General features: G+C 51.6%; 14 protein-coding genes and 1 pseudogene. 7 read left to right on the top strand and 8 right to left on the bottom strand.

The features are described from left to right. Window positions 1–5 precede the first annotated feature (5 nt). Complete coding sequence (yoaE, locus tag FE839_RS07540) at window positions 6–1,565, bottom strand: CNNM family cation transport protein YoaE (RefSeq protein WP_138360227.1); 1,560 nt, start codon at window positions 1,563–1,565, stop codon at window positions 6–8. Window positions 1,566–2,011: 446 nt separating this feature from the next. On the opposite strand from yoaE, the gene manX reads away from it, so the two are divergent. The 5 genes from manX (at window position 2,012) to mntP (ending at window position 6,198) form a co-directional block, all read left to right on the top strand. After that, window positions 2,012–2,974, top strand: a complete 963-nt coding sequence (gene manX, locus FE839_RS07535; protein WP_138360226.1) for a PTS mannose transporter subunit IIAB — start codon at window positions 2,012–2,014, stop codon at window positions 2,972–2,974. A 60-nt stretch (window positions 2,975–3,034) separates the two neighbouring features. Next, a complete protein-coding gene (gene manY / locus FE839_RS07530) occupies window positions 3,035–3,835 on the top strand; it encodes a PTS mannose transporter subunit IIC (protein WP_138360225.1) in 801 nt (266 codons plus the stop codon). A 12-nt stretch (window positions 3,836–3,847) separates the two neighbouring features. Then, window positions 3,848–4,699: a PTS mannose transporter subunit IID gene (locus FE839_RS07525; RefSeq protein ID WP_138360224.1), complete on the top strand. Its 852-nt coding sequence runs from the start codon at window positions 3,848–3,850 to the stop codon at window positions 4,697–4,699. A 52-nt stretch (window positions 4,700–4,751) separates the two neighbouring features. Then, window positions 4,752–5,210 carry a DUF986 family protein gene (locus FE839_RS07520; protein ID WP_138360385.1) on the top strand — a complete coding sequence of 153 codons (459 nt, stop codon included), beginning with the start codon at window positions 4,752–4,754 and terminating at the stop codon, window positions 5,208–5,210. Window positions 5,211–5,631: 421 nt separating this feature from the next. Next, complete coding sequence (mntP, locus tag FE839_RS07515; protein WP_138360223.1) at window positions 5,632–6,198, top strand: manganese efflux pump MntP; 567 nt, start codon at window positions 5,632–5,634, stop codon at window positions 6,196–6,198. A gap of 4 nt (window positions 6,199–6,202) precedes the next feature. Here mntP and rlmA read toward each other — a convergent pair whose 3' ends face one another. The 6 genes and pseudogenes from rlmA to mgrB all read right to left on the bottom strand — a co-directional run bounded on the left by rlmA (window position 6,203) and on the right by mgrB (window position 10,508). After that, complete coding sequence (gene rlmA / locus FE839_RS07510) at window positions 6,203–7,000, bottom strand: 23S rRNA (guanine(745)-N(1))-methyltransferase (protein ID WP_138360222.1); 798 nt, start codon at window positions 6,998–7,000, stop codon at window positions 6,203–6,205. A gap of 61 nt (window positions 7,001–7,061) precedes the next feature. Next, window positions 7,062–8,807: a peptidoglycan glycosyltransferase FtsI gene (ftsI, locus tag FE839_RS07505; protein ID WP_138360221.1), complete on the bottom strand. Its 1,746-nt coding sequence runs from the start codon at window positions 8,805–8,807 to the stop codon at window positions 7,062–7,064. A gap of 190 nt (window positions 8,808–8,997) precedes the next feature. Next, a complete protein-coding gene (cspE, locus tag FE839_RS07500) occupies window positions 8,998–9,207 on the bottom strand; it encodes a transcription antiterminator/RNA stability regulator CspE (RefSeq protein ID WP_001062678.1) in 210 nt (69 codons plus the stop codon). 12 nt (window positions 9,208–9,219) lie between these two features. Beyond that, window positions 9,220–9,365: pseudogene (locus tag FE839_RS24835) on the bottom strand (DUF2627 domain-containing protein). A gap of 634 nt (window positions 9,366–9,999) precedes the next feature. Next, window positions 10,000–10,290 (bottom strand): YebO family protein, encoded by a 291-nt coding sequence (locus FE839_RS07490; RefSeq protein WP_138360220.1) that lies wholly within the window; start codon window positions 10,288–10,290, stop codon window positions 10,000–10,002. A gap of 74 nt (window positions 10,291–10,364) precedes the next feature. Then, the gene (gene mgrB, locus FE839_RS07485) at window positions 10,365–10,508 is read right to left on the bottom strand and encodes a PhoP/PhoQ regulatory lipoprotein MgrB (protein ID WP_138360219.1); all 144 of its coding nucleotides are present in this window, start codon (window positions 10,506–10,508) and stop codon (window positions 10,365–10,367) included. 159 nt (window positions 10,509–10,667) lie between these two features. Here mgrB and FE839_RS07480 point away from each other — a divergent pair, with 159 nt between their 5' ends. Further along, window positions 10,668–10,907 (top strand): YobH family protein, encoded by a 240-nt coding sequence (locus tag FE839_RS07480; RefSeq protein ID WP_138360218.1) that lies wholly within the window; start codon window positions 10,668–10,670, stop codon window positions 10,905–10,907. 46 nt (window positions 10,908–10,953) lie between these two features. Here FE839_RS07480 and kdgR read toward each other — a convergent pair whose 3' ends face one another. Then, window positions 10,954–11,745: a DNA-binding transcriptional regulator KdgR gene (gene kdgR / locus FE839_RS07475; protein WP_138360217.1), complete on the bottom strand. Its 792-nt coding sequence runs from the start codon at window positions 11,743–11,745 to the stop codon at window positions 10,954–10,956. 177 nt (window positions 11,746–11,922) lie between these two features. On the opposite strand from kdgR, the gene FE839_RS07470 reads away from it, so the two are divergent. Continuing rightward, window positions 11,923–13,296: an MFS transporter gene (locus FE839_RS07470; RefSeq protein WP_138360216.1), complete on the top strand. Its 1,374-nt coding sequence runs from the start codon at window positions 11,923–11,925 to the stop codon at window positions 13,294–13,296. Window positions 13,297–13,915: the final 619 nt, after the last annotated feature.

Genomic DNA, 13,915 nt, shown 5'->3' with positions numbered 1-13,915 from the left:
AAGGGTTACTCTTCTTCGTCGCTGTACTGATGCACTTTGACAACACGCACCAGATCGACCCGATAGTCATTAGCCTCCACAATCGTGAACTGTAAAGGCGGCAGTTCAAGCTCATCGCCGGGACGAGGAATATGCCCATTAACGGCAATCACCAGGCCGGCAACCGTCGCGATATCTTCGTCCTCATCGACCAAATCATCTACGCCAAGAGCCTGTTGTAGCGCATGCAGATCAGTTGACCCTTTCACCAGCCAGCCGTCACCATCAAGGATAATTTCTGGCGTTTCGTCAGCATCCGGAAACTCGCCGGCAATCGCCTCCAGCACGTCCAGCGGCGTCACCAACCCCTGCACAACGCCAAATTCATTGGTCACGATCACAAAGCTACCGCGGGCACGGCGCAGAACCCCCAATAGATTGATCGGGTCAAGCGTTTCCGGAACCACAATCGCCGGAGAGGCCGAAGCCAGAGCGGCAACGTTTTCACCGGCTTCCAGCGCCACCAGCATCTCTTTCGCCCGCACAATACCAATGATTTCATCCAGTTCGCCACGGCACACCGGGAACAGGCTGTGTGGTGACGAGAGCAACTGGCGACGAATTTCGTCTTCGCTTTGCTCGGCGTTCACCCAGCTAATTTCACCACGGGGCGTCATAATGCTGCGCAACGAACGCTGCGCCAGCGTCAACACGCCATTAATCATATAGCGCTCTTCTTCAGCAAATGCCCCTTCCGGTACCGGCACCACGGCGGCACTATCGCTATCGTGTACCGCGGCATGCTGTTTACGCCCGCCCATCAGACGCAGGATCGCGTCTGCAGTACGGGCGCGCAATGGCAACGTTGACTGATGGCGGATAAAGTTACGCCGCGCGATCTGATTAAAGAACTCAATGGTTATCGAGAAACCAATCGCGGCGTACAGATACCCTTTTGGTATGTGGAAACCAAAACCTTCCGCCACCAGGCTCAGGCCAATCATCAGCAGGAAACTCAGACAGAGCACGACCACCGTCGGATGCTGATTGACAAAATTCGTCAACGGCTTCGACGCCAACAGCATCATCGCCATTGCAATGACCACCGCCGCCATCATTACCGGTAGATGGTTTACCATCCCGACGGCAGTGATCACCGCATCAAGCGAGAACACAGCATCGAGGACGACAATTTGCAATACAACCACCCAAAAACTGGCATACCCTTTACCATGCCCCCCATCATGCTGGCGGTTTTCCAGCCGTTCATGCAGTTCGGTGGTAGCCTTAAACAACAAGAATATCCCGCCGAGCAACATGATCAGATCGCGCCCGGAAAACGAGAAATCGGCAACGCTGAACAGCGGTTTGGTCAGCGTCACCATCCATGAAATGACGGACAGCAGACCCAGGCGCATAAACAACGCCAGCGTAAGGCCAATCAGGCGTGCTTTATCACGCTGCTTAGGCGGCAGCTTGTCAGCAAGGATGGCGATAAATACCAGGTTGTCGATACCTAACACGATTTCGAGGACGACCAGCGTCAGTAAGCCGGCCCAGATAGAGGGATCCATTAAGAATTCCATGAGCAACTCCAGTTAAAGACAGGCGTAGTCATCCCTGTTTCATATTCAGACGGGATAGTTGTTGCTGGTAAAGAAACGTAGCAGGTGGAAGAGGCAGCCAGGTGCCTGAAGGTGAAAAGGCGTCGGTGACGGTCCATATAGCGGGCTATGCCCTATACTCCTGAGTAGTTAAACGAAAGATAAACATAGCAAAACAACGTGGCTGATTGGCAAAAATTTACCTGAATTTGCAATAGTCAGGCCATTTTTTTGCGCCAAAAAATAATTGTCGGTAGATGCATAATTAACGGAGCTTCATCACATTATTTATTTTTTCACTATCTAAAATAATTCGCTGTAGTAATTACTTTATATCTCACATCCTTACTGAATCGATTTTGTCCGCAAGAGTGATTCAGGATGTATCACTACAGATGATGCATTCACGATTATAAAGGAGGTAGCAAGTGACGATTGCTATTGTAATAGGCACACATGGTTGGGCTGCAGAACAGCTGTTGAAAACAGCAGAAATGCTGCTGGGCGAACAGGAAAACGTTGGCTGGATCGATTTCGTTCCCGGGGAGAACGCAGAAACGTTAATCGAAAAGTACAACGCTCAACTGGCAACGCTGAATACGGCAGAAGGCGTGTTATTTCTCGTCGATACATGGGGAGGCAGCCCGTTTAACGCCGCCAGCCGCATTGTCGTCGATAAAGAACATTATGAGGTCATCGCGGGTGTCAACATCCCGATGCTGGTAGAAACGCTGATGGCGCGTGACGATAACCCGTCGTTTGATGAACTGGTCGCCCTGGCGGTGGAAACCGGTCGCGAAGGTGTAAAAGCGCTGAAGGCCAAGCCGGCAGAGAAGGCCGCGCCGGCGCAGGCCGCAGCGCCAAAAGCGGCCGCACCGGTGAAACCAATGGGTCCGGACGACTATATGGTGATTGGGCTTGCGCGTATCGATGACCGTTTAATTCACGGTCAGGTCGCCACGCGCTGGACCAAAGAAACGAATGTGACCCGCATTATCGTCGTCAGCGATGAAGTTGCGGCGGACACCGTGCGTAAGACGTTGCTGACTCAAGTTGCACCTCCGGGCGTGACCGCCCACGTTGTAGACGTTGCGAAGATGATTCGCGTCTATAACAACCCGAAATACGCAGGCGAGCGCATTATGCTGCTATTTACCAACCCAACGGATGTTGAGCGCGTTGTTGAAGGCGGCGTGAAAATCACCAGCGTTAATATTGGCGGTATGGCTTTCCGTCAGGGCAAAACGCAGGTGAACAACGCCATTTCGGTCGATGAGAAAGATATTGAAGCATTCAAAAAGCTGAATGCGCGCGGTATCGAACTGGAAGCCCGCAAAGTTTCCACCGACCAGAAACTGAAAATGATGGATCTGATCAGCAAGGTGAAATAAGCCATCTTGCGGACAACAGCCCAATTTTCAACTTAACACTTAATCAACAGGAGAAGTACAATGGAGATTACCTTTCTTCAGATTGTGCTGGTGTTCATCGTCGCGTGTATTGCGGGTATGGAGTCGGTACTTGATGAATTTCAGTTTCACCGTCCTCTGGTGGCCTGTACGCTGATTGGCGCCGTTCTCGGAGATATGAAAACCGGTATCATTATCGGGGGTACCCTGGAAATGATCGCCCTGGGCTGGATGAATATCGGTGCCGCCGTTGCGCCGGATGCTGCCCTCGCCTCCATCATCTCTACCGTGCTGGTTATCGCTGGCCATCAAAGCATTGGCGCCGGTATCGCGCTGGCTATCCCGCTGGCCGCGGCAGGCCAGGTTCTGACAATTATCGTTCGTACCATCACCGTTGCCTTCCAGCACGCTGCGGATAAAGCCGCAGAAAACGGCAACCTGACGGCGATTTCCTGGATTCACGTGTCATCCCTGTTCCTGCAGGCCATGCGTATCGCCATTCCCGCCGTTATTGTGGCGATATCCGTCGGTACCAGCGAAGTACAGGGCATGTTGAACGCGATTCCGGAAGTGGTTACCGGGGGGCTGAACATTGCGGGTGGCATGATCGTGGTAGTTGGTTACGCGATGGTCATCAATATGATGCGTGCGGGCTACCTGATGCCGTTCTTCTATCTGGGCTTTGTTACCGCTGCCTTCACCAATTTCAACCTCGTTGCTCTGGGTGTGATCGGTACGGTGATGGCTATCCTCTACATCCAGCTGAGCCCGAAATATAACCGCGTCGCGGGTGCGCCAGCGCAGGCGGCTGGTACTAACGATCTCGATAACGAACTGGACTAACAGGTGAGCGAAATGGTTGATATGACTAAAACTACCAGCGAGAAAAAACTCACTCATAGTGATATTCGTGGCGTGTTCATTCGTTCTAACCTGTTTCAGGGTTCATGGAACTTCGAACGTATGCAGGCCCTGGGCTTCTGCTTCTCTATGGTGCCGGCGATTCGTCGACTCTACCCGGAGAACAACGATGCGCGTAAACAGGCGATTAAACGTCACCTTGAGTTCTTCAATACCCACCCATACGTTGCGGCGCCGGTTCTTGGCGTCACGCTGGCCATGGAAGAACAGCGTGCCAACGGCGCGGAAATCGATGATGCCGCCATCAACGGTATCAAAGTCGGTCTGATGGGGCCGCTGGCCGGCGTCGGCGACCCTATCTTCTGGGGGACCGTCCGCCCGGTATTCGCCGCGCTCGGCGCAGGTATCGCGATGAGCGGCAGCCTGCTCGGCCCTCTGCTGTTCTTCATCCTGTTTAACGCAGTGCGTCTGCTGACGCGTTACTACGGCGTAGCCTATGGTTACCGTAAAGGTATCAATATCGTTAAAGACATGGGCGGCGGCTTCCTGCAAAAACTGACCGAAGGCGCGTCCATTCTCGGCCTGTTTGTTATGGGGGCGCTGGTTAACAAGTGGACACACGTGAATATTCCACTGGTGGTGTCCACCATCACCGGACAAGATGGTCAGACGCGCGTGACCACTGTGCAGACTATCCTTGACCAGTTGATGCCCGGACTGGTGCCGCTGCTGTTGACTTTCGCCTGTATGTGGCTGTTGAGGAAGAAAGTGAACGCCCTGTGGATCATCGTTGGCTTCTTCGTCATTGGTATCGTGGGTTACGCTATCGGCCTGCTGGGTCAGTAATCATCGTGTTGTGCGCCGGGGGCTTGCCCCCGGTTTTTTATTTGGAGGATCGATGACAATCACGGATTGGGTGCTAATCCTGTTTATTCTCGCCTTGCTCGTCTTTGCGGTTTACGACCAGTTCATTACGCCGCATCGTCATGGCCCGGTTCTGCTGACTATCCCCCTGCTCCGTCGCAATCGCGTTGATGGCATTATTTTTGTCGGCCTCATCGCCATACTGATTTATAACAATATTGCCAACCAGGGAGCGCTTATCACCACCTGGCTATTATCTGCCCTGGCATTAATGGGGGTATATCTTTTCGCGATCCGCATACCCAAAATCATCTTCAAAAAAGAGGGTTTTTTCTTCGCCAATATCTGGATTGAATATAAGCGAATTAAAGCGATGAATTTATCGGAAGATGGTGTACTGGTCATGCAATTAGAGCAACGGCGCTTGCTTATTCGTGTACGAAATATCGACGATCTGGAAATGATATACAAGCTTCTTATTTCAATTCAATAAGTTAAAATATAGCCATCGCTATGTTTTTTGCCTTTTTTAACGAATGAAATATTGCCACTGCTATATTTCATTCAGTTTCTTTAACGATATTCATTAACGAATTATTCACTTTAAAAAAGAAATGAAAATCGTTATCATTTGGTTAGCAAAATAACCTGCTTCTGTTATTGTTTTATATTCTAAAATTATGTTAAGGTTGCGCCCGTCGTTGGGGAGTAGCCAGTTTCCTGCCCGTCAGGAAATGTACGTGTCAACATACTCGTTGCAAAACGTGGCACGTGCGGGTTGAAGAAGATATTCAACCAGGCGAGACCATAGACGCATCACTGCTGTATGTGGCGTTTCATCATCAGGAAACGCGACATATATTTACTGGGGGCGGCGATGTGTCATATGGATTATCCCCGGTCAGGACGCTCTTATGAATGTATCCGCTACAATTCTTCTTGCCTTCGGCATGTCGATGGACGCCTTCGCGGCTTCTATCGGTAAAGGTGCGACCCTCCATAAACCTAAATTTTCCGAAGCCCTGCGTACGGGACTTATCTTTGGCGCTATCGAAACGCTTACCCCTCTGGTTGGCTGGGGACTGGGAATGATCGCCAGCCAGTTCATTCTGGAATGGAATCACTGGATTGCCTTTGTATTGCTGGTGTTTCTTGGCGGACGCATGCTTATCGAAGGATTCCGCAGCAGCGATATCCCGGAGTGTGACGTTCCCCGCCGCCATAGTTTCTGGCTGCTGGTCACCACCGCCTTCGCTACCAGTCTGGACGCAATGGCCGTCGGCGTAGGTCTGGCGTTTCTGCAAGTCAACATTATCGCTACCGCACTGGCCATCGGCTGCGCCACGCTGATAATGTCAACACTCGGTATTATGGTAGGACGTTTTATCGGCCCGCTGCTCGGCAAACGGGCTGAAATACTCGGCGGTATCGTACTGATTGGTATTGGCGTTCAAATACTTTGGGGACATTTCATCGGCTGATGACTCAGACGTCGCGCTGCCAGCAGTGAATAGCAAAATCGGTCTGGCAGTCAAATGATACCTGCTGGCGCAGCATTTCACGAACCTCTGGCTTCGCCCTCCACGCGAACGGCGTCATCTGTAGTAACGCTTCCGCCTCATGGCCGCTCAGCTGCATCGGATAGGCCAGCCGCTGCTGATGACGTAACGTGAACCCTGGCATCGCTTCAGAATTCTGCTCATGCAAGCGCACATCGTCGTATATCACGCCTTTCAGCTCCAGCAAATGGCGAGGCCCTGGCGTGGCGGTAATCACCCAGCCTCCGGGCCTGACCACACGCGCCAGCTCCAGGGCATTACAGGGCGCATAAATTCGCACAATCGCATCAAGGCTTTCATTCTCAAATGGCAGACGCTGGCTGGAGGCAACGCAAAAATTAGCCTGCGGATAATAACGCTTTGCCGCCGCGCGGACCGCAGGTTTTGATACATCCAGCCCCCAGCAATGACTGGCGATAGCCGCAAAAGCGTGTGTGTAGTACCCTTCACCGCAGCCGATATCCAGTAAATCTGTCGGCGCGAACGTCTGCAAATAAGCGCAGATAGCCTCGCGCAGCGGCTGATAATGCCCGGCATCAAGAAAGGCTCGCCGGGCCTGCATCATCTCAGCGCTGTCGCCCGGATCGCGGGAGCGCTTAAACTGCACCGGCAGCAAATTAACGTATCCCTCCTTCGCCAGATCAAACTGATGCCGCTGCGGGCAGATATAGCTACTATCGCGGCGAGTAAGCGCCGCGTGGCAAAGCGGGCAACTGTAAGACATAACAACTCCGGTGTTGCAGAAAGGGCGAAAGTGTAGCGCTATTCTTCCCCACAGACCACCGTTACAACGCAGGCGACTGCACCTTATCATTATGCATCACGATGAGATTCGCTGAGCCCTGCGGCATCCCGTCCGGGATGACGTTTTCCAGACGCAGAACATCGCCCATAATCTGGCTGAATACCGGCGCCGAAACCGCCCCGCCGTAATACGATCCATTGCTTGGGTTATTCATCACCACCACCAGCGCAAATTTCGGGTTACTGGCAGGAGCAACGCCCGCAGTGTAGGCAATATACTTATCGATATATTTCCCATCCGGGCCGATTTTTTTTGCGGTTCCGGTTTTTACCGCAACCCGGTAGTCGCGTACCGCGGCTTTGACGCCACCACCGCCCGGTAAAGCGACACTTTCCATCATGTGTTCGACCTCGTGTACGATTTTCTCAGGCATCACCCTGGTCCCCATTACCGGCGGGTCGATGCGGGTAATCGATAGCGGCCGCTTGATACCGAAACTGCCGATCGTGGCGTAAACATGTGCCAACTGTAGAGGTGTCACCATCAGACCATACCCAAAGGCGAAGGTTGCCCGGTCCAGTTGCCCCCAATAGCGGCGATTAGGCATCAGCCCCGCACTTTCGCCGGTCAGCCCTAATCCGGTCGATTCACCGAAGCCAAATGCCTTATATGTATCAATAAGATGCTGTACCGGCATAGCCAGAGATAAATGCGAAACGCCGGTATCGCTGGATTTTTGCAGAATACCGGTGAGGCTCAGTTCAGGATAGTAACCTACGTCACGAATACGGTGACCATCAATAACAAAGGGGTGGGTATCCACGACGCTATCCGGTTGAACGATCCCCTGCTGCAGAGCGGTCATCACCACCAGCGGTTTCACCGTTGAGCCGGGCTCAAACGTGTCGCTGATGGCACGATTGCGGAAATCATCCAGTTTCGCGTCATCGCGATTATTGGGATTGAAATCCGGGTAGCTGGCCATCGACAGGATCTCGCCGGTATCGATTTTAATCAATACCGCCGCGCCGGATTCCGCTTTGTTCCAGCGTACGGCATTATCCAGGGCATCTTCGGTTACCGTTTGCAGACGCTCATCAATACTTAACTGCAAATTGTGGGCAGGAACAGCAGGCACTTCCGTAATATTTTCGATAACGTTGCCGTGGCGATCCTTACGTACCAGCCGACGCCCAGGCTGACCGGTTAACTGGGCATTAAAACTCTTCTCAACCCCTTCAATTCCCTGATTATCAATATTGGTAAAGCCCAGCAGGTTAGCGGCGACATGGCCCGCCGGGTAGAAACGACGCGATTCATCGCGCAGGTTGATCCCCGGTAGGTGAAGTTTATCAATCCATTCCGCCTGTTCAGGATTTATCTGGCGCGCCAGATAGAGAAAGCGCGCATGAGGATGCGCGGCGATGCGACGGGCCAGTTCACTAAGGTTAAGATGTAAAGCTTCAGCCATCGCCTGCCAGCGCGGGCTATACCCTACGCCTCCTTTTTCAAGGGTCGTTTGCGGATCGATCCAGATAGCGCTCACCGGAACACTGACCGCCAGTGGCCGCCCCTCGCGGTCACTGATCATTCCACGTGGCACATCAATGGGCTCTTCACGCAAAGAACGCATATCTTCTTGTTTCACCAGATTGTCAGGGGAGACAATCTGCAGCCAGCCGACCCGGGCGAGCAGCAGCCCAAGACATGCGAGAATAGCTACGCACAACAACCCAAACCGAAGAGGGGTAAAATTGGCGGCTGATTTATTTTTGTTCTTTTGCACCTTAGCTCCAGCATTATTTTGCAACCACCTGATTTAACAGAAAATATACAAAACAGACTGCTAAACAGTGCTAATAAAGGTGTTGTTTTGCAACAAAGCGCAACGGAGGAGGCGAAAATGAAATGTTTTGCAATAAAAACTAAAAAGCCTCGCAAACGCAAGGCTTTCTCACAAGATTCATTGGTCTTAATCAGATAGCAGTTACGTTAACTGCAGCTGGACCTTTCTGGCCGTCCTGAATTTCGAACTCAACGTTCTGGCCTTCAGCCAGCGTTTTGAAACCGTTACCCTGGATAGCGGAGAAGTGTACGAACACATCTTTGCTGCCATCAGCCGGAGTAATGAAACCAAAACCTTTAGACTCGTTGAACCACTTAACTTGACCTTTAATCTTTGCCATTTGCAAAATTCCTTAGACTGTTTTCTTCGCCCTTAGGCACTTACATAGATAAAACTGACACATCACTGCATGAGGCACTAATATTAAGGTTCGGCAGAGAAGCGGTATTCAACGACAACGTGTTTACTCAGGACTTCTTTACTGAAAATGCCACACATAAACAGAACTGTACCTCGTTTGACCCGAAATGTGTTATCACATACTACGTAAATAATGGCAAGCCATTTTTAGACGGCTCACGATCGCTCGCACATAATATAAGGTAATCATTTGATCGCCTGCACATTTATGCGCCTTAGCTCGCCTCTCCATCGACTTCACGCCGCCCTGCCATCCGTCAGAAAACAGGGCCTGTATCGTTAACTTTTTTACTATAGCTCAACAACTTCACTCCGATCATCCTGCCGAGGACACCCGCTATCAGGCTTAAAAAACAACCGGACAACTGCATAACGATGCACCAAATTGCTCATATCTATAGCTGGAAATTTGCGAAACACCCTGGTCATCCGTAATAATGAAATACGCTAACTAAAAGCACTGAAATAGTGTTGCGATATTAAACGTTAATAATGAAGTATTGATGACAAGGTTTTACTATCAGGCACAAGATGAGTCTGGTTATTCCTTTTATTTTTTTGCCGAAGCAACGTGCTGAAACATAAGGATGAAAAGAGAATGGCCGCCCCTTTACCGCACGGCAAGAGGGATAAAGAGAACAGATAAGAATAAGTTATAGGAAGGGGTGATATGCAGGCACACACCACGCTGATGCACGCCTGCTCAGCAAAACTACCTCTCAGCGACCAGGCGGATAAGGTCGTCGTCACCTTTGCGCGTCTCTGCGGAGGAAGATTCAGCCACGCTCTCTTTCTCCGGTTCATTGGCCTCGCAGAGACGGCGAAGCAACGCGGTCTGCCGTTTTTGCTGATCCAGCAACGCTTGCAGCAGCTCAATTTGCTCATTGGCGCGCGAACTGGCGCGATTAACAAAAAACCATAACAACAGGCCGACGAGTAACAGCACAATGGAAAGTACCATCGATGCCAGACTTACGACGCCAGAATTTAGTAATTCACTCATTTCACCACCTCAAAGAGAAGGCGTACATTCTACCACTCACATGGCAGAAGAAAATCAGTCAGATTAAAATTGTCTTACCAAGGGATAAACTTGTTGATAGTGCAGATGCCGTTGAAGAATTGCACATCCTGATCGCACATTACGTTAAGCATCTGAGTCCATAGCAGCAGACAGCCCGCTATGATGACTATCAGCAAAACCCACCGTAATTTTTTCACTCCACTCTCCGCGTCAGTATCAGATGTCGCCAGGATAACATGACCTTCTTAAACCGCGGCTAACTGTAAGACGAAAGGCACGTTTAGGAATCATGGACTTGTTTCAGCGCGTGTTCATGAGAGAATAAACGCCGGGATAATATAAATCTTGAGGCAATAATGCGATTGTTCATTCGTACCATTATGGTACTGGCTATCCTGTGGATTGCCGTGTTATTAAGCGGTTATGGTGTTTTAATGGGTAGCAGTAAAAATGTCGGCGGATTAGGGTTACAGTGCAAATATCTTACCGCCCGCGGCATCAGTACCGCACAATATGTTCATTCCAGCAGCGGTATTATCGGCATTACCGATTGCCCTATTCTGCGAAAAAGCGCCATAGTTGTTGACAACGGTTAGTCATGATCCGGGCTACACCGTAGCCCGAATGACAAGCGAGACGAGGTCAGAACGGATAATCGTTGTAGCCCATCTGTTCAGAAATCTTACGCGCCGCCGTATGCAGCATCGCCACATACTCGTTCAGGCGTTCTTCAGAAAAACGCAGCGTCGGGAAAGAGATACTCAGCCCGGCGATGACCACGCCGAAACGGTCGAAGACCGGTACGCCGATGCAGCGCAACCCTTCTTCCTGCTCTTCGTTATCTTCGCCATACCCCTGTTCACGAACTTTATCCAGAACCGCCAGTAACGCGTCGGTGCTGGCGATGGTTCGCTCCGTGCTGCGCTTGTACTCTACGCCCTGCAGAATCTGCTCGACTTCCGCGCGGTCGCGCCATGCCAGCAGCACTTTACCGATTGCCGTGCTGTACAACGGATTACGACGACCAATACGCGAGTACATGCGCAAATTGTACATTGAGTCGATTTTATGGATATAGACAATACTGTCTTCATCAAGCGCGCCCAGATGGATAGTCTCTTTCGTCAGACGAGAAAGCTCACGCATCTGAATGTCTGCGCTGCGCACCAGATCGACATTCTGCAATGCCCGCGCCCCCAGTTCAAAGAGCTTCAGGGTCAGAGAATATTTCTCCGATTCACCTTCCTGCGCCACATAACCCAACGATTTCATGGTCTGCAAAAAGCGATAAACGGTGCTTTTTGACATCATAACGCGCTGGGACAGTTCAGTAATGCCGATTTCACGCTCTTCACCAAGCGCCTGCAAAATGCCAAAAACCTTCAATACCGAAGAGACAGAATCTGGCTGTTTATCCAAATCCGCAACTGCCATTTATCACCTCATCGCAACTGTTTTATAAAAATCAGAACCAGTTTTTATTATAAATTCGCATCCCGATACCCGCAATCGTTCTTCTGCGTCTTCGTTACAAATCTGCGACATACCGCTGAATAATCAATGCTAAAATCATTATCCAGTAAATAGTTTCTATAAAGACATACATTTCGCATGAATAATAACATCCCAGATGGCCTGCCTTTACCACAGCGTTACGGCGCCATTCTGACCATCATATTAGGTTTAACCATGGCGGTGCTGGATGGCGCAATCGCCAACGTTGCACTTCCGACAATCGCCAGCGATTTGAATGCCTCGCCAGCGTCCTCAATCTGGATAGTTAACGCCTATCAAATCGCCATTGTAATCGCGTTACTGCCGCTGTCGTTCCTCGGCGATATGGTCGGCTACCGGCGTATCTATAAAATCGGACTGGTGGTTTTCACTTTTACCTCACTGACCTGCGCGCTCTCACGTAGTCTGGAGATGCTTACGCTGGCGCGTGTCGCGCAGGGCCTCGGCGGTGCTGCGTTAATGAGCGTCAATACCGCGCTGATACGTCTGATTTACCCTCAACGCTTCCTCGGTCGCGGAATGGGGATCAACTCTTTCGTTGTGGCGGTCTCTTCGGCGCTGGGGCCAACAATTGCGGCAGCCATTCTCGCAATAGCTTCATGGCAGTGGCTGTTTCTGATTAACGTACCTCTGGGTATTATTTCGCTGATTCTCGCACTGCGTTTTCTGCCAGCGAATGCCGGGCGAAGTAAAATAACCCGCTTCGACCTGCCAAGCGCGATCATGAATGCGCTCACTTTTGGCTTGCTGATCACCGCTCTCGGCGGATTCGCCCAGGGCCAATCCACCCAACGGGTTTTGCTGGAACTCGCTGTAATGCTGGTCGTTGGCGTCTTTTTTGTCCGCCGTCAGCTACAGATGCCGGTTCCTCTGTTGCCCGTGGATCTGCTGCGGATCCCGCTATTCTCTCTCTCGATTTGTACCTCAATCTGCTCTTTCTGCGCACAGATGCTGGCACTGGTTTCGCTGCCGTTCTTCTTACAATCAACGATGGGCCGCAGCGAAGTGGAGACGGGCCTGCTCCTGACACCGTGGCCACTGGCTACCATGGTCATGGCGCCGCTGGCGGGATATTTGATTGAAAAAGTTCATGCGGGTCTGCTGGGCGCGATCGGACTCCTCGTGATGTCCGGAGGTCTGTTCGGTCTTGCGTTACTGCCCTCTGCGCCTGCCGATCTGGATATCATCTGGCGAATGGCGCTCTGCGGCGCTGGCTTTGGTCTGTTTCAATCTCCCAATAATCACACCATCGTCTCATCAGCGCCCGCGCATCGTAGCGGTGGCGCAAGCGGCATGCTGGGTACCGCGCGTCTGCTTGGGCAAAGCATCGGCGCGGCGCTGGTGGCGCTTCTGTTTAATCTGCTGGACACAGACGGAACCCACACCGCGCTTGTGCTGGCTGGTTCACTTGCGGTTGTTGCCGCCGCCGTCAGCGGACTTCGCGTCACGCAGCCACGCACCGGGCTGTAGAAAAGGGATAGCCCGAAGGTTGTAATGCTGGTCAGTTAAGGGCTGTCAGTTGCGTTTATGGCTGGCTGAGCGGTTCTGTCAATCGGTGGTTCTGGCGAAAATGGCATTTTTCGTTTTCACTTGGTTTGGCTCAGTGGCCTGTTCCGTTCACGATAAATACGCGGATAGTCGTTATATCCACAGCGTGTGAACGGGCAGGGGGACGTTTCGCCCGTCCCCCTGCACCCCCGGCATTGCGCTGAAAACCTGCCGCTCCGCGGTCCGCTCCACTCCGGCTTCATCTGGCGGACCGGACGGGACTCGACGTCCCTGTCTCGACCCGCCCTCTGGCCGCCGTCCTGGCGGCCAGTCCTGGATGCGCGCCTGCGTTCTCGCCAGGTTTCCTTGATGCGCCCAACCCCCATGCGGTGAGTCCGTTATTCGTCAGTGGCTTTTCAGAGGCTGAAAGTCATAAAAAAGTTATATCCTTTATATTTCAGCCCGTATCAGCTCAGTTAGTGAATCAACCGAATCAGATTTTCGTTTAAACCACCGATAATGCGTTTGCCACAGGCAAATAAAACAAAAGATAACACCGATGATTTGCTTAAGTGAACGGCATTAGGCCCGAAAGTTGCGG

This window comes from Klebsiella indica (assembly GCF_005860775.1).
GTDB lineage: Bacteria > Pseudomonadota > Gammaproteobacteria > Enterobacterales > Enterobacteriaceae > Klebsiella > Klebsiella indica.
Note: the sequence above shows the minus strand (reverse complement) of the source record. Positions and strands in the feature narration are given on the sequence as shown.